General features: G+C 28.4%; 15 protein-coding genes. 7 read left to right on the forward strand and 8 right to left on the reverse strand.

The genetic code is table 11. From position 1 onward, the window contains the following. Nucleotides 1–26 precede the first annotated feature (26 nt). The 4 genes from hemL to hemA all read right to left on the reverse strand — a co-directional run bounded on the left by hemL (nt 27) and on the right by hemA (nt 5,302). Nucleotides 27–1,316 (reverse strand): glutamate-1-semialdehyde 2,1-aminomutase, encoded by a 1,290-nt coding sequence (hemL, locus tag ACWYN7_RS14170; protein WP_462860674.1) that lies wholly within the window; start codon nt 1,314–1,316, stop codon nt 27–29. A 55-nt stretch (nt 1,317–1,371) separates the two neighbouring features. Beyond that, on the reverse strand, nt 1,372–2,337 hold the full coding sequence (hemB, locus tag ACWYN7_RS14175; protein WP_459483641.1) for a porphobilinogen synthase: 966 nt from the start codon (nt 2,335–2,337) through the stop codon (nt 1,372–1,374). Nucleotides 2,338–2,460: 123 nt separating this feature from the next. Further along, complete coding sequence (gene hemC, locus ACWYN7_RS14180; protein WP_462860631.1) at nt 2,461–4,053, reverse strand: hydroxymethylbilane synthase; 1,593 nt, start codon at nt 4,051–4,053, stop codon at nt 2,461–2,463. Nucleotides 4,054–4,066: 13 nt separating this feature from the next. Continuing rightward, nucleotides 4,067–5,302, reverse strand: coding sequence for a glutamyl-tRNA reductase (gene hemA / locus ACWYN7_RS14185; RefSeq protein WP_462860632.1), 1,236 nt, complete (start codon nt 5,300–5,302; stop codon nt 4,067–4,069). 201 nt (nt 5,303–5,503) lie between these two features. Here hemA and ACWYN7_RS14190 point away from each other — a divergent pair, with 201 nt between their 5' ends. The 6 genes from ACWYN7_RS14190 (at nt 5,504) to ACWYN7_RS14215 (ending at nt 10,213) form a co-directional block, all read left to right on the forward strand. Then, nucleotides 5,504–6,388: a helix-turn-helix domain-containing protein gene (locus tag ACWYN7_RS14190; RefSeq protein ID WP_462860633.1), complete on the forward strand. Its 885-nt coding sequence runs from the start codon at nt 5,504–5,506 to the stop codon at nt 6,386–6,388. 71 nt (nt 6,389–6,459) lie between these two features. Beyond that, nucleotides 6,460–6,966: a TrmH family RNA methyltransferase gene (locus tag ACWYN7_RS14195; protein WP_462860634.1), complete on the forward strand. Its 507-nt coding sequence runs from the start codon at nt 6,460–6,462 to the stop codon at nt 6,964–6,966. An 18-nt stretch (nt 6,967–6,984) separates the two neighbouring features. Next, nucleotides 6,985–7,590, forward strand: coding sequence for a hypothetical protein (locus tag ACWYN7_RS14200; RefSeq protein ID WP_462860635.1), 606 nt, complete (start codon nt 6,985–6,987; stop codon nt 7,588–7,590). Between the two features lie 87 nt (nt 7,591–7,677). Next, a complete protein-coding gene (gene hemH / locus ACWYN7_RS14205; protein ID WP_462860636.1) occupies nt 7,678–8,694 on the forward strand; it encodes a ferrochelatase in 1,017 nt (338 codons plus the stop codon). Between the two features lie 172 nt (nt 8,695–8,866). Continuing rightward, entirely contained in the window at nt 8,867–9,445 is a 579-nt protein-coding gene (locus tag ACWYN7_RS14210; protein WP_462860637.1) for a CopD family protein, read from the forward strand. A 9-nt stretch (nt 9,446–9,454) separates the two neighbouring features. Further along, entirely contained in the window at nt 9,455–10,213 is a 759-nt protein-coding gene (locus tag ACWYN7_RS14215; RefSeq protein WP_462860638.1) for a sensor histidine kinase, read from the forward strand. On the opposite strand, the gene ACWYN7_RS14220 is transcribed toward ACWYN7_RS14215, so the two are convergent. Beyond that, nucleotides 10,210–10,641: a response regulator gene (locus ACWYN7_RS14220; RefSeq protein ID WP_462860639.1), complete on the reverse strand. Its 432-nt coding sequence runs from the start codon at nt 10,639–10,641 to the stop codon at nt 10,210–10,212. The genes ACWYN7_RS14215 and ACWYN7_RS14220 overlap by 4 nt on opposite strands. 7 nt (nt 10,642–10,648) lie before the next feature. Beyond that, nucleotides 10,649–14,704 (reverse strand): chemotaxis protein CheB, encoded by a 4,056-nt coding sequence (locus ACWYN7_RS14225; protein WP_462860640.1) that lies wholly within the window; start codon nt 14,702–14,704, stop codon nt 10,649–10,651. A 1,049-nt stretch (nt 14,705–15,753) separates the two neighbouring features. On the opposite strand from ACWYN7_RS14225, the gene ACWYN7_RS14230 reads away from it, so the two are divergent. After that, complete coding sequence (locus ACWYN7_RS14230; protein WP_462860641.1) at nt 15,754–16,455, forward strand: response regulator; 702 nt, start codon at nt 15,754–15,756, stop codon at nt 16,453–16,455. 62 nt (nt 16,456–16,517) lie between these two features. Here the strand turns inward: ACWYN7_RS14230 and ACWYN7_RS14235 are convergent, their stop codons facing one another. Both ACWYN7_RS14235 and ppk1 read right to left on the reverse strand, forming a co-directional pair. Beyond that, nucleotides 16,518–17,624, reverse strand: a complete 1,107-nt coding sequence (locus ACWYN7_RS14235) for an adenylate/guanylate cyclase domain-containing protein (protein WP_462860642.1) — start codon at nt 17,622–17,624, stop codon at nt 16,518–16,520. A 188-nt stretch (nt 17,625–17,812) separates the two neighbouring features. Then, nucleotides 17,813–19,825: a polyphosphate kinase 1 gene (ppk1, locus tag ACWYN7_RS14240; RefSeq protein ID WP_462860643.1), complete on the reverse strand. Its 2,013-nt coding sequence runs from the start codon at nt 19,823–19,825 to the stop codon at nt 17,813–17,815. Nucleotides 19,826–20,024: the final 199 nt, after the last annotated feature.

Genomic DNA, 20,024 nt, shown 5'->3' on the forward strand with positions numbered 1-20,024 from the left:
ACTCTGAGTCTTTGCGGTTTGTTAGTTTAAATCTTTGAAACTAATTCCATAGCTTTATCAACTGCTTTTGCAATAATTTTAATATCCTTTTCTGTTAAAGCTGATGATAAGAACCAAGCTTCAAACTGACTTGGAGGTAAAAAGACTCCATTTTTAATCATTTCCCAAAAGAAGACTGCAAATTTTTCTGTATCTGAAGTTTGAGCTTCTTCAAAATTAGTCACTTTTGTTTTTGTGAAAAACGGATTTAACATAGAACCAAAGCGATTTACAGTTAAATCTACATTGTATTTTTTAGCTGACTCTAATAAAATCACTTCTATAATCGCTCCAATTTCTTCGAACTTTTCATACGGGTTTTGTTTTTTCAATTCTGTTAAAGTTGATATTCCACCAGCCATTGCAATTGGATTTCCAGACAAAGTTCCTGCTTGATACATGCCACCTAAAGGAGCTACATTTTCCATAATTTCGTTTCTTGCTCCGTAAGCTCCTACAGGAAAACCACCTCCAATTACTTTACCTAAGCATGTAATATCTGCAACTACTCCTAATTTTTCTTGGGCGCCACCAAAAGTAGATCTGAAACCCGTCATTACTTCATCAGCAATTAAAACAGCACCGTTTTTATGCGCCAATTCTTTTAACTCTTTTAGGAAATTGTTTTGCGGGATTACAACTCCCATATTTCCTCCAATTGGTTCTATAATTACACCAGCAATATCATCGTATTTGTCAAAATGAGCTTGTACACTTTCTAAATTATTGTATTCTGCAATTAATGTATTTTTAACGGCTCCTTCAGGTACACCTTTAGATCCTGGTAAACTTAACGTTGCTAAACCAGAACCTGCAGCCACTAATAATGCATCTTGATGCCCATGATAACAACCAGAAAATTTAATAATTTTATCTTTGCCTGTATATGCTCTTGCCAAACGAATTCCGCTTAAAACAGCTTCAGTTCCAGAATTTACAAAACGAACTTTATCCATTTCAGGAAAAGCATCGCAAACGATTTTTGCTAATTTAATTTCGTTTTCTGTTGATGCGCCAAAAGAATAGCCATTTTTTAGTGCTTTTTTCGCTGCTTTTTCTACTTTTTTATGCCTATGACCTAAAATCATTGGTCCGTAAGACAAAACTAAATCTACATATTCATTATCATCAACATCGTAAATTTTACTTCCTTTTGCTTTTTTGATGAACAACGGATTTCCACCAACTGAAGAAAATGCTCTTACAGGAGAATTAACTGCTCCTACAAGATTTTTTAATCCTTTTTGATATAGTTTTTCTGATTTTTTGAACATAATGTGTAATTGTTTATTTGTTGAATTGTGTAATTGTACAGTTACACAATTAAACAGTTTAACCCTTTAACAGCAACTTTGCTGCTTCTTTAGCAAAATAAGTAATAATAATATCTGCGCCTGCTCTTTTCATTGAGAGTAAACTTTCCATCATAACTCTTTCTCCGTCAATCCAACCTTTTTCTGCAGCTGCTTTTACCATTGCATATTCTCCACTTACATTGTAGCAAGCAATTGGTCTATCAAAATTATTTTTTAAATCTCTTATGATATCCAAATAAGACAAAGCTGGTTTTACCATTAAAATATCTGCGCCTTCTTGATCATCAAAAGTTGCTTCACGCATTCCTTCATCTCTATTTGATGGATCCATTTGATAGGTTCTTCTATCACCAAAAGTGGGTGCAGAATCTGCAGCATCTCTAAAAGGACCATAAAATGCTGATGCATATTTTACAGAATATGCCATAATTGGTAAGTTTGGATATCCTGTATTGTCTAAAGATTGACGAATCATATCTATTGTTCCATCCATCATTCCTGAAGGTGCAACCATATCTACGCCTGCTTTGGCGTGAGAAATAACTTGTTTGGCAATATTTACTAAAGTAGCATCATTATCAACATCATTATCATGAATAATTCCACAATGCCCATGAGAAGTATATTCGCAAAAACAAACATCAGTAATTACATATAAACTTGGGTAATTTTTCTTGATAAAACGAATGGCTTGTTGCATAATTCCATTGTCGTTCCAAGTTTCTGTACCTTCATCATCTTTTTCTGATGGAATACCAAATAATAATACTGCAGGAATATTTAAAGAAACAACCTCATCTAATTCCTTAGAAATTTTATCCAAAGAAAAACGTTTAATTCCAGGCATAGAAACGATTTCAGTTTCTATATTTTCTCCTTCTTCTATAAATAATGGATAGATAAAATCATCTACAGACAATTTAGTTTCTCTAACCAATCTTCTGATTCCTTCTGATTTTCGTAATCTTCTTGTTCTAAACATAAAAAGCCCCTGTTTCCCCAAAGGGGAGCACAATGGAATTTGTGCGGTTAATATTTTTTTTATTTCACAAAGTAGCACATACTTTGTTTTATTTTTTTCTCAAACAATTCCTTAATTTGAAGGTTAAGATGAAATTGAATAATGATTTTGCACTAAATCTAGCACTGAATCTACGCTTGGTAAATTGGCAACTTGTACATTTTCGAAATATTTTCTGGCTTCTTTTGCTGTGGTTTCACCAATACAAAAGGCAACTTTATCTGTAGAATTTTCTTTTAAATAACTCTCAATTCCTGAAGGACTATAAAACAAAACACCAGAAACATCTTCTGCTATTTTTTCTGGACTATACATGGTTTTGTAAGCCTCTACTTCGTTTACAACAATATCGTGCGTTTTTAAAAATGCTGGTAATATGTCTAAACGTAAATCGCTACAAAAATAAGTTACTTCTTTATTTTCTAATTCTTTTGATAAATATTCTGCTAACTTTTTCGCATTTTTAGCCACATAAGTTACTTTACCAATTCTATTTTCTATCAGTTTTTTTGTTCTTCTACCTACGCAATAAATATCTTTAAATTTAAGTTCGTTTTTGGTAAACGAATTTAAGATTGCTTCTACTCCATTCTGACTCGTAATAATTACATTTTCAATTTCATTTTTCATCACCTTTGGTGGAATTCTATTGAATCGAATTTTAATAAAATCGCTATCGTCTATACCAATAGTGTGTGGTAAGGTTTTCTTTTGTGCTTCTGATAATTTTTTGGTAGAATACACTTTGTTTCTAACTACAGAAACTTCTTCATCTTCTAACATTAACTCTTTACCACCTCTGTTAATTACATAATCTGCACAATCTTTTGCCAAATAACGATGACGTCCCATTTTTGCAGTTTTGTTTACGGTAATTTTCTTAGAACCATCTCTTTTTAACAAAACGCCTTTAAAATTGATTTCTTCAGTTTTTTCATCAACATAAGCCAAAGCACCAATTGGCGCTGTACAACCACCTTCTAACAATTTTAAAAACTCTCTTTCTATACCTACACAAACTTGCGTTTCATAATGGTTTAATTGTTCGCAAGCATCTTTTACAAAATCATCTTTTTCTAAAGCAGCAATCATGATAACACCTTGAGCAGGAGCAGGAATCATCCAAGAAAGGTTAATTGCACCTGCAGGTCTTATCCCTATTCTTTCTAATCCTGCAGCTGCAAAAACAGCTCCATTCCAATTATTATCTTCTAATTTTTGCAAACGTGTATTTACATTACCTCTTAAATCTACAACTTTATGGGTTGGATAACGATTTAACCACATGGCTTTTCTACGCAAACTACCAGTAGCAATTACTCCATTTGGCTGACCAAAAAACTCTTCTGTATCTTTTAAAACTAAAATATCGCTATAATTAGCACGTTTTAAAACTGCAGCTTGTACAATACCTTCTGGTAAAGAAGTTGGTACATCTTTTAAAGAATGTACAGCAATATCAATATCGCCATTTAACATGGCAATGTCTAAGTTTTTGGTAAAAATACCTGTAATACCTAACTCGTACAAAGGTTTATCTAAAACAATATCGCCAGTAGATTTTATAGGAACAATCTCAGATTCGTAACCCAATTCCGTTAATTCTTTGCGTACTTTATTAGCTTGCCAAAGCGCTAATTGGCTATCGCGAGTTCCTATTCTTATGGTTTTTTGCATTTAGTTTTTTTAATTAAGATTGAAAAACCTTATGTATTACTTGAAGGCTTTGTGAAACCGATGTTTCTTCATCTTTTAAATGTTTCACAAATTGTGTTGTTATTTTTTGGATAAAACGTGAAGTTAAGATTTCTGCTTGATTTTCATCAAAATCAGTAATTTTTTTCTTTTGAAAGTTAATTTCGTCGTTTTTAATATTTTCTAAAGATTGCTTTAATGCAGCAATTGCTGGTGTAAATCTTCTGTGATTTAACCAATCGTTAAATTCTGCTTTATGCGTTTCTATAATGGCTTCTGCTAATGGTACTTCTTGTTGACGAACAGCTAAAGTTTCATCAGTAATTTTAGAAAGCTCATCTACATTAATTAAAGAAACTCCTTTTAAATCTTTTACTTCTTTTGCCACATTTTCTGGCATAGACAAATCTAAAATCAATAACTCTTTATTTGCAGCAATATGATCTTTAGTAATGGTTGGCTTGTCTGCACCTGTAGAAACAATTAAAACATCTGCATTATTAATTTCTTCTGTTAAATTTTCGATTACTGATTTTCTAATAACTGTATGGTCTTTTACAAATTCAGCAGCCTTTTCTTCTGTTCTATTTATTAAACAAACAGACTTATTCTGCGTGTATTCTGCTAGGTTTTTACAAGTATGTTTCCCCATTTTACCCAAACCAAAAACTAAAATATTTTTAGAATTATAATCGGATAAATTTTTAATAATATATTGCACAGCAGCATAAGAAACCGAAGTTGTACCAGAGCTTAATTTTGTTTCGTTTTTAACTTTTTTGCTGGCTTGTAAAACGCTATTTAACAATCTTTCTAAGTAAGCATTTGTTGTTTTTAACGATTTTGCCATTTTAAAAGACTGTCTTAATTGCCCAACAATTTCGTAATCTCCTAAAATCTGACTTTCTAAACCTGTACCAATTCTAAACAATTGATGAATAGCCTCTTGATTTTTATAGACGTTAGAAATGTTAGCAAATTCTTCTACAGTACCTTCAGAAAAAGAACACAACAGTTGTATTAATTGATAAGGATGTTCTGCAAAACCAGAAATTTCTGTTCTGTTACATGTAGATAATACAAACACACCATTAAAACCTTTTTCTTTGGCTTGTTTTAATAGTTCTATTTGATTTTCTTTAGATAAAGAAAATTTACCACGTGTTTTGGCATCAGCTTTTTTGTAACTAACTCCAATATTGTAAAAGTGCTCTTGCCTGATCTCTTGCATAATTGTAAAAGTTGCACAAAAATAAAAACTTCATACATAAAAAAATGTCGCTTAAAGTATTTTTAATAACGTTAAATGTATTTTAGTTTTTTTTTGATTAAAAAACTTCTAAAAAGCCTTATTTTTGTGCTATTAAAGGATTTTGGTAAAGTTTATATAGAACCGTTCTAAATAAAAACAATCCAATTAAATAATTTTTTTATGTTTAAAAATGTCGGAGAAAGTACTTTAGATGAAATAAATCTTGAAAAAGGATTTTATATACTTCATTTTCAGAACGAAAGCAAAGACATCGTAAATTTTGAAAGAGCCATAGACAGTACCTTTATACAAATACATTTTTGTTTACGAGGTAAATCTAAATTCTTGTTCAATAATAGTTCTTATTCTTTCGATGTTTTAGACAACAGATCTATATTACTCTATAATCCTCAAAGAACGCTACCCATCAATTTAGAAATACAGCCAAAAACAACCTTAATCTCTTTGCTAATTTCTATTGAAAAATTCCACTCTTTATTTTCTAAAGAATCTGGTTATATTCCTTTTTTAAGTGATGAAAATAGTCATCGTAAATATTATGATGATGCAGAAATAAAACCGACAGTTTCTATTGTTTTACATCAAATAATTAACGCAAACATCAATAGCTCAATTCGAGATTTGTATGTAAAAGGAAAAGTTTACGAATTGTTGAGTTTACACTTTCAAAAAGATGAAAATGTAGAAGGTGAATTTTGTCCTTTTTTGGTGGATGAAGAAAATGTAATAAAGATTCGTAAAGCCAAAGAAATAATTATTTCTAGAATGGCAGAGCCACCAAGTTTGCAAGAATTGGCGAATGAAATTGGTTTGAATATTAAAAAACTAAAAGAAGGTTTTAAGCAAATTTATGGTGATACTGTTTACAGTTTTTTATTAGACTATAAAATGGAACATTCTAGACGATTACTAGAAAGCAACCAATACAATGTAAACGAAGTTGGCATACAAGTAGGTTACAGTACTGCAAGTCATTTTATTGCAGCTTTTAAGAAAAAATTTGGAACTACGCCAAAAAAGTATGTAATGAGTTTGAAGCAGTAAGCAGTAAGCAGTAAGCAGTAAGCAGTAAGCAGTAAGCAGTAAGCAGTAAGCAGTAAGCAAAATTAAAAAAGGTGAAGCAGTTAACACATAATGATGTAAAAAACAAACAACAAAAGTTTCCGATAACTATTGTTTGTGATGCTATTAGAACACCAGAAAATATAGGAATGTGTTTTCGTGTTTCTGAAAGTTTTGGTGTAGAAAAAATCTTTTTTCATGAAAACTCACCATCCATAGAAAATAGAAAAGTAATTAATACTGCTAGAAATACCATTAAAGAAATAGACTTTGAATATTACAACAATTTTGAAACTACTATTCAGCACTTAAAACAAGAAGGCAACACCATTATTGGTATAGAAATTACTGATAAAAGTATTAATATTCAAGATTTTGATTTTAAAAATCACGAAAAAATCGTATTACTTTTGGGTAGTGAAAGAAATGGAATCGAAAATATTAATTTAGTTGATGCAACAATTGCAATACCAATGTATGGTAGAAACTCGAGTATGAATGTAATACATAGTTTAGCAATTACATTGTATGAAGTAACTAATCAATTTAAATTGAATTAAGATAAGAAAATGAAAAAAATGATTCCTTTTATATGTTTAATTTTTTCTCTGAATTTATTCAGTAAAGAAACTATTTCTATAAAAGGTAAATTATTTTTCTCTCGAGATTTTTATTGGACTTTTAGTAATCTATTAGTTAAAATCGAAAACTCTGATGAATACATTAAAATTAAAGAAGATGGAAAGTTTGAGATTATAACTTCATCAAAAAAAGAAAATTATAAACTTTCTTTTTATTATGGAAGTCTAAAATTTAAAGAATTCATTTATAAATATGAATGGACTAAACGTGATAAACCAAAATCTATTTCTTTGGCTGAAAAATGTGAAGTAAATAAATCGATAGTTCATAAAGAGTTTAAAGAAAAAAAAGAGTTTAAACTTTTTATTCATAATTGGTTAGATTCTTTAATTTTATCAAAAAAAGATTTAAAACTTCAAAACAAATTAAATATAAAATATATCAAGATAGACATCAATGATATAAATAAATTTGAATGCTATTTAAATTATAATAGAAGAGTATTTAAGTATTTGTACGTAACAGGTTTTAAAAAAGATTTAGACAAATTACATAAAAATGTTATTGGCTATAAATATAGATACCATTTAAATGATAATTAGGTTCTTATAATTAAAAAAAGAATTAATAATAAATTTACTGCTTTTGCAGAAAAGAAAGAAAATTACTGAAAACAAATTCAGCATAAAATGAAAGGAGTTTTATTAAACAATTTAGGATCACCAGATTCTACAGAAACAAAAGATGTAAAAAAATATTTAGGCGAATTTTTAATGGACGAACGCGTTATTGATATTCCCTATTGGAAACGTTATTTATTAATTAACGGAATCATTTTAAAAACCCGACCTAAAAAATCTGCTGCAGCTTATAAAAAAATCTGGTGGGATGAAGGTTCACCTTTAGTGGTAATCTCTGAAAGATTTACAAAAAAACTAAAGCAAAAAATAGAAATTCCTGTTGAATTAGCCATGCGTTATGGCTCAATGACCATGGAAAAAGGAATTAAAAATTTGGTAGACCAAGGAGTTACAGAAATATTCTTAGCGCCTTTATATCCTCATTACGCAATGTCTTCTTACGAAACTGTGGTTACAAAAGCAGAAGAAATTTTAGCAGAAAAATATCCAGAAATAAAACTGGATACGTTGCCACCTTTTTATAATGAGCCAGATTATATTAAAGCCATGAGCAATAATATTGCCAATCATTTAAAAGGCTTTGATTATGACCATATTCTGTTTTCTTATCATGGAATTCCAGAACGCCATATTAAAAAATCAGACCCAACCAATTCGCATTGTAAAATAGATGGCTCTTGTTGTGAGCGTAATTCTGTGGCTCATTACACCTGTTACAGACATCAATGTTTTGAAACCACAAAAGAAATTGCAAAAACATTAAATTTAAAAGAAGGTACTTGGAGCAATTCTTTTCAGTCTCGTTTGTTAAAAGATCCTTGGTTAAAACCATATACGGATTTTGAGTTGGAAAAATTTCCAAAAGAAGGCAAGAAAAAACTAGCTGTAATTACACCCGCTTTTGTAGCAGATTGTTTAGAAACACTAGAAGAAATTGCAATGGAAGGTAAAGAAGAATTTTTAGAAGCTGGTGGAACTGATTACAAACACATACCTTGTATGAACGATAATGATGACTGGGTAGATGTTATGGTAAAGTGGATTAACAATTGGGAAAATAACTAAAATTATTAGTAGCTATTTCCTGCTTTTCGCTATATCTTTTTTCTTCTGTTCTCGATACAAATTTGCAGAAAAAGCAAATTCACTCGAACTGACAGAAAAAAGGATGTCGCTGCAATCAGGGCTAAACTTGTTTGCCAACCAATAGAAAACTATTAAAATTAAATACATAACTATGGATTTTCTTTACGTAAAAGCGTTGCACATTATATTTGTAGTTACCTGGTTTGCTGGGTTATTTTACATTATTCGTTTGTTTATTTATCATATAGAAGCAGAAAAAAAATTAGATCCGGCTAAAGAAATTTTACAAACACAGTATAAATTAATGAGCAAACGTTTGTGGTATATCATTACTTGGCCATCTGCAATTTTAGCCAGTTTTTTTGCTTTTTGGATGCTTTATCAAAGTCCTTATTATTTATCAGAACCTTGGATGCACCTAAAACTAGCCTTTGTTTTGGCCTTATACTTTTACCATTATTCTTGCCAAAGAATTTACAAACAATTACAAAACAACATTATTAAATATTCTGCCTTACAATTAAGAATCTGGAACGAAGTTGCCACCATTATTCTTTTTGCAATTGTTTTTTTAGTAACTTTAAAAAGTGCAATAAATTGGATTTGGGGAGTAGTTGGCATTATTCTTTTTGGAGTTCTATTGATGTTAGGCATTAGACTTTACAAAAAAATTAGAGCAAAAAAATCTTGGGATAAAGCAGAAAAAGAAGTTTTAAAAGACAGCGATTAAAATTATACATTGAAAAAAAATCACCAAAAAGAGATTGAAGAGTTACAGTTAGCCAATAAAAAGTTATCTGAAGAAAATGTTGCTTTAAAGCAGCAAAATAAAGAACTGCAACAATTCTCTTATTTGGCGTCTCATGATTTACAACAACCTGTAAACAACATCATTTCGTACTTAAGCATTCTAGAAGATAGCAGAAAAAACCTAGATGATATGGGTAATTTATGCTTAACTGTTATTAAAAAATCATCTTATAAGATGAAAAAATTTATAACATCGCTTTTAGATTATGCAGTTATTGGCACCCATAAAAAAGATGAATTAATAGACATAAACCGTGTTTTAAAATCGGTTAAAGAAGTTCTTTTAGAAAAATTACAAGAAACGAATTCAACCCTTCATATCAACATAGAAAAACATCAATTTTATAGTTATAAAAACGATATTCATCTGCTTTTTTTACATTTAATAGAGAATGCTTTAAATTTTAAAAAAGAAAACGAAGCCCCTGTTATTAAAATAAACTCTGTTATACAAAACCACGATTATTTGTACAGTATTTCTGATAACGGAATTGGAATTGAGGATGTTCACTTCGAAAAAATTTTCGATATTTTTTATACCATTAATCGTGATGAAACTTACGAAGGTGTTGGTATAGGCTTGGCTTATTGCAAAAAAATTATTGAATTGTATGGAGGAAAAATATGGATAAACGCTACCTTAAACCAAGGTACTACTGTCTTTTTTACGCTTCCTAAATCTACCTAAATATTTACATTTAGCACTACTTCATTTAACAAATTAGAAATTGAATCTTTGGTTAAAGGTTTGTTTAAAAACTTGTATATATTTCTATTTTCTTCAATTTTTTCTTTTTCTTCAGGAATTAAAGAAGTAGATAAAACAATAATTTTGGGATTGTATTGTTTAAAATTTTCTGTTTCTGTGTAAAGTTCTATAAATCGAAAACCATTCATAACTGGCATATTTAAATCGATAATGATAATTTCTGGCTGAACAAATTCATCAGAATTACTTTTGTCATCACCTGTAGATAATAAATAATCTAACGCATCTTTTCCATTTTTAGCAAAAGATATTTTTTGTGTAATTTCTAATCGATCTATAATTATTTGATGAAATCTACTTGTAGACGGATCGTCATCTATCAGTAAAATATTATTAAATTTATACAAAATGAACCTATTTTTTAAAATATAACGTAAATGTACTTCCTACGCCTAACTTACTTTTTACTTCAATTCTACCACCAGTTTTATCTAAAATTTTTCTAATTAGATAAAGGGCTAAACCACTACCTTCTTTATTGTCTGTAGCACGTTTAAATAACCCAAAAACCAACTCTTTATGTTCTTTTAAATTAATACCTATACCATTGTCTTTTACAGAAATACAATCAAAACCTTGTTTTTTATACGATTTAACTTCAACCTTTAATTCTCTATCATCAGATTTGTATTTAATAGCATTATTAAGCAAATTTTGTAGCATGCTTTTTAAATGTACATTAGAGAACTTTATGGTTTTACACTCAGAAAAATCATAGATTATTTTTGCATCTGTGTTTTCTATTAAACCTTGGGCCAAACTTAACACTTCTTTAAAAGTATTTTCTATACTTATACTTTCTAAATTATCTAAAACTATGGTTCTTGCTTTGGCAACAGAAATTAAGTTTTTTAAGGTATTGTTGGCATTATTAATGTTGGTTTCTATCCAATCTATTGCTTCTAATGAATTTTTATCTGTTATCGATTTATCTTCTTTTAAAAGACTTAAAAAAGAACTAATATTGTTTATTGGAGCTTTAATATCATGAGTACTTGCATAGGTTAACTCTTCTAATTCCGACATTATATTTTTGTATTCTGTAATATCTCTCCAAGAAGAAGAACTAAACAAAATATTACCATCTTCATCTTTTACTGAAGATACACTTAAGTTTACATCAATATAACCACCCTCTTTGCTTATTATTTTTAATTCTTTATTTGCCACTTTACCTGTTTTAGAAAACATTTTAAAGGCTTCTATTGCATCCTTTTTACAATCATCATGATACATATCAATTATGGATTTGCCTAAAATTTCTTGTCTGGTAAAACCAGTTTTGTTTAACAAGGTTTGGTTACATTCTATTATCTTTTTGTTTGGATCTACGGATACAAACATATCTGGTGCATTATCGTAAAGTGTTTGGTATTTATCTTCGGTAAATTTTAATTTTTTAGTTCTTATATCAACCTCATCTTCTAAACTCTGATTTGCAATTTTTAAAGTTTCTTGAATTTTTTTTAGGTCTGTAATATCTACAGCTACACCAATTATTTTTACTCCTTCAGGTTTTTCAACTCTTTCAAAAACAGTATCTCTAGATAAAAACCATTTTACATTACCCTCTTTATCAAAACATCGATATGTAAATTCAATTATATCTCCTTCTTTTGATTTTTTTAGTTTATTTTGATGCTCTATAACACTAGTCAGATCATCTGGATGCATTAATGTAGGAAACACATTGTCTCCTAAAGCCTGAATTTCTTCTACAGAATATCCTAAGTAAGTAGATAATTGTACATTGGCAAACTCATTAGATTTGGTTGCTGTATTAAAAATGTAAATAATATTAGGCGTTACATTAATTATCTTTTCAAGAAAGTAATTTTTAGCTGCTAACTCTTGCCCTAAATTCTTTTGCCTTGTAATATCTACAAACGAAACTACTACGCCTTTTATTTGATTTAATGCATTATAAAAAGGATTTGTTCGCTTTAAAAACCATTTATCTTTATAGATGATCTCTCTTTCAAATGTTTTTCCTAAAGTTAATACATCATTTAAATTATTGATAAAATCATAGCGATTTATGTTACCAAAACTTAGGTTAAAATGAGAAATAGACCTACCAATATCATTCTCTATAATATTAAAGAATTTTTTAACTGTGGGTGTAAATCTTCTGATGTTTAATTTTTCATCTAAAAAGATGGTGCCTATTTCTGTACTGGTAATCAGATTTTCTAAATCGGAATTTACATTGGCAATTTCTTCTAATTTTTCTTGATATTCAGAATTTACAGTATGCAATTCTTCGTTTACACTTTGCAACTCTTCATTAGTACTCTGTAATTCTTCATTAGAAGCCAACAACTCTTCGTTGGTTGCTTGCAACTCTTCATTTGAGGTTTCTATCTCTTCTACCATAGCTTGTAAATTAGCTTTGGTATCTAGTAATTCTTGTTCTAATAAAACCAATCTATCAGTATCTGTACTTCGAACTATTTTTACTTTATCTGATGCTGTTTTATTACTTATTGTTTTGAATTTATTTTCATTTTTTTCTGATAAAAATATTATCAAAAAAACATTGTCTATACTTGTTGGTGATGTTTTTACGGGCTTTACAATTAACGTAATGTTCTCTAAAGCATCATTAAGAGTAACATTAATATCTTTATAAATTACTTTTTTAGCCTCTTTTTCTGCTTTTCTTAACGCTGTACTTAAAGCAAGTGCAATGGGTTGTGGTAATATTTTAAAAATATTAAAAGACCTTAATTTTTTTTCTGGAAACTTAAAATATTTATTAAACTCTCCGTCTGCACTTAGCAATTCAAAATCTTTATCTACATATGCACTTGCTGCACCAGTTTCTTCTAAAAGAGTTTGAGATAAAGTTTCTGATAATTTTCTGTCTAAATAAGATTTACTATTGCTTTTGGCCTGAACTGAATAATTATTACTGTTTAAATTATTATTAAAATAATCTAAATTCATTGTTTTTGTAGGAGAGGTATTTTCATATATTCTCCATTTTCTAGACACCACTTTTAATGATGATGAAAAAATACCAATAGCCTCACTTGGTCCTAAAAACAAAAACTTATTCGGTTTTAAAGCATAATGAAAACTACCCAATATTTTTTGCTGTAAATTAGATTGCAAATAGATTAATAAATTTCTACAGGTTATTAAATCCATTTTTGTAAAAGGTGGATCTTGTGCAACATTATGTTGCGAAAAAATAATCATGTTTCTTATTTCTGGTACTACATGATACAAGTCTCCTTTCTTAACAAAATATTTTTGTAAATGACGCCTAGAAACATCTGCTACTATACTTTCTGTATAAGCACCTAAATATGCTTTATTTATAACTTGCTTATCTAAATCTGTTGCAAATATTTTTACATTTAACTCTAAATTATTCTCTTGCATATACTCTTTAAAGAGAATTGCCAAACTATAGGCTTCTTCTCCAGAAGAACAACCTACAGACCAAATTTTTAGCTTATCAAAAGAAGTTTTATTTTTAAATAATTCTGGGATTATTAGTTTCTCAATAATTTCGAAAGCTTCTCTATCTCTAAAAAAACGAGTTACTCCAATTAAAAATTCTTTATATAAAATTTCTAATTCATCTTCGTTACCTAAAGTATAATTTAAATAATCTCTAATTGTTTTTGCCTTATTCACACTCATTCTTCTAACTACTCTTCTTACCAAAGTAGGCAGCTTGTAGTCAGAAAAATCGATATTAGTTTTCTTAAATACTAAAGATATTAATTGATTAAAATCTTTATTAAAAAGAAAATTATCATCTTCTACAAGCGTACTAAAAGGCTTTGGGTGTTTTATAAAGTTATCTAACTCAGAAGAAATATCAGAAACTGGCAAAATATAATCAACCAAACCAGTAGCAATAGCGCTATTTGGCATACCATCGAATTTGGCATCATTGGGTTTTTGAACCATAATTAAGCCTCCCATTTCTTTTATAGCTCTAATACCCCTTGTACCATCAGAACCAGTGCCAGACAAAACAATACCAATAGCATTTTCTTTTTGATCTTGTGCTAACGATTTAAAAAAGATATCAATAGGCAAATTTAAATCGAAACCCTTTGGCTTGTCTTCTAAATGCAATACAGCATTTTTAATTGTCATGTTTTTTTTAGGCGGAATTAAATAGACATTGCCAGGTTTAACTAATACACCTTCTTCTACCTCGTGAATAGGTAAGTCTGTATTTTTTGCTAACAATTCTGCCATTAAACTTTCGTAATCTGGCGAAAGGTGTTGTACAATAACTATAGCATGATTAAAATCGTTGGGTAAATTATCGAAAAAAGTTTTTAAAGCTTGTAAACCACCTGCAGAAGTGCCTATACCAACCACAAAAGAGTTTTTATTTTCTTTTAAAATATTATCTTTAAAATTATAAGACTGTTCATTCATTTACATTAGTTTATGCTACATAATACTGGTTGCAATAGATTTATAAAATGTTAAATTATAGTTTAATTAAAAATTACAACCACTAAATATAAAGGAAAAATAAGTATTTAAGAATTGAATTTTAATTTATTTTTAAGTAAAATATAGATAAATACATACACAAAAACAAAACCAGTTTTCTTTTTTGCCTTACTAATTAAGATGACACAAATTGTCTGAAAGCAAAAAAAGAACCAACTATTAAAGTTGATTCTTTTTGTGACAGCCTTCCCCCAAAGTCTGTGAAACAAATATAATATGATTTATAAGTATTTTAAAATTATTTATATGACCATATAAGACAAATCGATGTCAATTTAGGACAGAATTGTTGTTTTCTTTTCATACAATTTTAGAATTATTTTTTTAGCAAAAAAAAGAATCAACATAAGTAGCTGATTCTTTTCCATAACAATTTCCCCCTCGAAACCTAGATATCAAAATTATAATAAATGCTTAAAAAAGCTGAAGTAAGCAAACAACTATTACAGACAAACAAACATCAATTTAAGACAAAAAAAATACTAACTTAAATAATATAAGCTGATAGATTTTCATTTTAAAAGAAAAGAACCAACTATTAAGTTGGTTCTATTTCGTTGAGTATACTTCCCCCAAAGTATACATTAATACAAAAATAAAACTTAACACTATGATATTCAACAGCTTTAAAAAACCATATTAGACAAAACGTAACTATTAAAGACATTAATGATTTTTTTTCTCAAATTTTTACTTTTTGTAAAAAGAAAAAACTTTTAAATATTAATCAATTCATAGATATTATACCAAATAAAGATAAATAATTACATTATTTATAAAATTAGCCTATTTTATTTTATTTTTCGTATTTTACTTCATATTCTATATATTTTAAAATCTTAAAAATTAAAAACAATTCATTTAATTGAGTAACTATTAAAGACACAAATTAATCTATTTGAGACAAATACATCAATTTTATGAATTTAGAGTTAAAATTTCTTTTTTAATCTTTAATATTGAATTGTATGAAAAATAAAATTTTACTGGTAGACGATTCTAGAGACTCCCTAATTTATGTTTCTAGTATTCTAAAAAATTACATTGTTATTGAAGCTAAAAATGGTAAAGAAGCTTTAGAAATTATTAATAATTATGAAATAGATTTGTTGATTACAGATTACAATATGCCAGAAATGGATGGTTTTGATCTTGTGTCTACCATCAAAGAAAACAATTACGAATTTCCTATAATTATAATAACTGCTATGAAATCTTTAGATAAAAAGAAGAGGATGTTAAGACTTGGTATAGACAATTACCTCTACAAACCTTTTTTTAAAGAAGAGCTAATTAGCATTATTGAAAGAGCAATTGTTTACCATAAAACGGTGTTATCTTCTAAAAGTAATCTTGATATAAAAATTAGAGATCAGTATGAAGAATTTAAAACTAAACTAGAAAAAATTCTTTATCAAAATGTAGATAATTTTAACTTTTCTGTAGAATCTATTGCCAAAGAATTTGCAATTTCTACCAAAACCCTTACAAGAAGAACTAAAGCCATTTTTGGGCAAACCCCTAACCAACTTTTAATTGAATGTAGATTAAATGTGGCTCAAGAAATTATATCTCAAAACCCAAGAATTAGCCTTAAAGAAACTGCAAAAAAAGTAGGTCTTAAAAATACTACCTATTTAAAAAACAGATTAAACCAAAAATTTCAGTAGCTTATTAATTTGATTAAATACTATCAAAAGACAAAATAATTAAATAGTTTGGTATTGGTTCATTATTTTCCCTCTTTTTGAACCCCAACAATATTAATTGTGTTCGATTTTCCTTTTAAAACAATGTTATCCATTCGTTTTAAAACAAAACTGTTTGAATCTAAGTTTTTTGCAATTACATCTGATACCAACAAATCCATTTTAAATTCATTGCATAAGTTTTGAATACGAGCTGTTGTATTTAAAACATCGCCAGTAAAAAAGATTTCTTTTTTTAAAGCACCAATTTCTCCTACAGTAACTTCGCCTTTATGAATGGCGGCTTTAAACTCTGGAAAAACCTTATATTCTTTTAAATATTTGTCTTTTTTTTCTGATAATTTTTTCTTCATATCAAAAAAACAATCAACACTTTGTGCTTCAGAATTCGCATTTTTGTTTTGCCAAGAAATTACAATTTCGTCTCCTATATATTGATACACTTCTCCATTATAATTTAAAATTGATTCTGATAAATCATTATAATAAGATCTTAAAAAATTAAAGTATTTTACATTACCCATTGTTTCTGCAATTCGAGTAGAATCTTTCATATCAGTAAACATAAAAGTTCGGTTTTCTACAACTGGCTTATGGTATTTACCAATAAAAAAATTTAATAAAACATTCTGACCAAGGTTGTCACTAATTTCTGCATATAACAAAGATACAAGCATAGAAAATGCCAATTGAATACTAGTACTAATGTTGGTAATGCTAAAAAAGAAGAGTTTATACCTTTCAAAAACCGCTAAACTAAACACCGATTTTTGCATTTCTATACTTGCTGCTAGCAGATAAAACACAAAGGTTACAAGGTTCATCAACAACACATAAATTATAAATTTTGCAATTAATTTTGATGGAAAACTTTTATTAACGAAAAATTTATTGATTAATCTTACTTCTAAAAATCCGACAAAACATCCAATACAAAAGATACTAATACTTGCAAAAAGCACAATTTTAGGAGTAATATAAATTGTTGCTTTAGAAATTTCTTGGTTTATTGTAGTGTTTATAGACGCATACTCAATCCATAAAAACAATAAACCCAATAGCAACCAAATAATACCAAAAGGAAGAATTTTTAAAAAAATTCTTTTGTATTTCGTAGATATAATTGACATCTGTACAACTGATTTATCACAAATGTACAAAAGGATTATTTTGCTTTTGTTCTATGGCAAAATTTAGTTGATAAATTTATCAACGATTTAAAAAGAATAAGAACGTTAACTCAAAAAATAGTTATCGGCAATTTCTTTTGATAATTTCCCTTAAAAAAACTTAAGGTTTATCTAAAACAAAACTATCGCTAGACTTCTAAAATTTTATTATAAGTCATAATTTGTGAACTCTCTTGATCTAGATAATCCACATATTTATTTTCTTGCTTTGCGTCAATAATTCTGGCTTTAACAACATCATCCAATTGAAGTTGTAACGTGTATCTTATTTTACTAAAAATATCGAGATCTAATATAGGCGTTATCACTTCAATTCGATGATCTAAATTACGGGTCATCCAATCTGCAGAACCAATAAACATCTTTTCTTTTCCTCCATTACCAAAAATATAAACTCTAGAATGTTCTAAAAAACGACCTACAATGCTGGTTACATAAATATTTTCACTCTGACCTTCTATACCTGGAACAAGACAACAAATTCCTCTGACTAATAATCTAATTTTTACACCTGCATTGTTGGCTTTATAAAGTAGTTTAATCATTTTTTGATCTTGCAGACTATTGAGTTTTAAAATAATACTCCCTCCTTTTCCTGATTTTGCAAATTCAATTTCAGATTCTACTAACTCTATAAATTTACTTCTTGCTGTAAAAGGAGAAATTAGTACATTCTTTGTTTTTGGAACGATTATGTTTCGTTCTAACACCTCAAAAACCTGCAAAATCTCTTTTGTAATTTTATTATTTGCAGTTAGCAATCCTAAATCCGTATAAATACGCGAAGTTTTTTCGTTAAAATTTCCTGTACCTATATAGGCATAACCTCTGTTTTTATTGTTCTCAATTCGTTCTATATACAAAATCTTAGAATGCACTTTTATACCTGGATAACTATAATATACTTTTGCTCCATAATCCTTAAGTTGCTTTCCCCATTTTATGTTGTTTGCTTCATCGAACCTGGCTTTAGTTTCTATAAAAACCACAACTTTTTTTCCGTTTTTAACTGCTTTTAATAAGGCTTTAGCAATGGCAGAATCTTTTGAAACTCGGTATAAAGTAATTCTAATACTTACAACATTAACATTTATAGAGGCTTCTTCTACAAATCGAATTACCTCATCAAAAGACTCGTAAGGAAAATACAGCAATCTATCTTTTTTCTTGATTAAAGCAAACAAACTATCTGCATTTTCAAAAGCCAACTGCTTTTTAGGTTCTAAAGATTCGTATGAAAGTTGATGATTTGTGGGATTAGGAAATCCGAAGAAATCTTTAAAATTATGATACACACCACCAGAAATAATGTCTGTGTTATTAATATCGAGTACGTTTTTAAGCTTTTGTATCATTGCTTCTGGCATATTATGATCTATTAAAGCCCTAGTAATTTGACCCGTTTTACGATTAGAAAGTGAATTTTCTATTTTTTCTAATAAATTGCCAGAATATTCATCTTCGATATACAATTCTGCATCTCTAGATATTTTAATACAATAAAATGTTACTTGATATAATTCAGAAAATTGGTGTTTTAATATATCATCAACAAAACTGATTTGATGTTGATTATCCAAACTTGGAAAAACAACAAAACGTGGACTATCTTCAGGAATTTTAACCCAAACCAGATCATTTGTTTTGGACAAAGCAACTAAATACAGTTTCTCATTTTCTAGAAAGTAGTTGTCTTGTTTTTTATTTGGATCTAACTTTAGTGTTAGTAATTCTGATAATTGACGATTAAAATACTCTTTTACAAAAGCTTGATTTTGAACTGTATAATCTTGATAAGAAAGTAAGGAAATATTTTTTTGTTTTAATTCAACTAAAATCTGCTCTCGATAAATTTTACCAAACTCTTCTTGTTGCGCTATTACTTCTTTTTTAATCTCTTTTAAAAGTTTGTTAGGTTTTGTAATCAATTTTTTTCTTAGAGGTTTATCCAATTTTTTTATTTGTCTAATATTGGAAACCCTTACTGTAAAAAATTCATCGAGGTTAGAAGAGAATATCGCCAGAAATTTGAGTCTTTCGTACAAAGGATTTCTCTTGTCTGCAGCTTCTTGTAAAACTCTATGATTAAACCTTAGCCACGATACATCTCGATTAAAATATTTATTACTTTTTAAAACCATAATTTTTAGTAAAATTAAAAAAAACTGTATTCAAAAAAGCCAAAAACTACATCATTAGCAAAACATAACATTAACTTAAAACTGTTGACTATCGATTATATGTTTTCTGATAAAATAGCTATTAAAAAAAACAGAATGAAATTAAATCAAATAATGATTGTATATTTCTATCAAATAGAATAGGATAAAATTCCGTTTC

Source organism: Polaribacter sp. M10 (genome assembly GCF_054968445.1).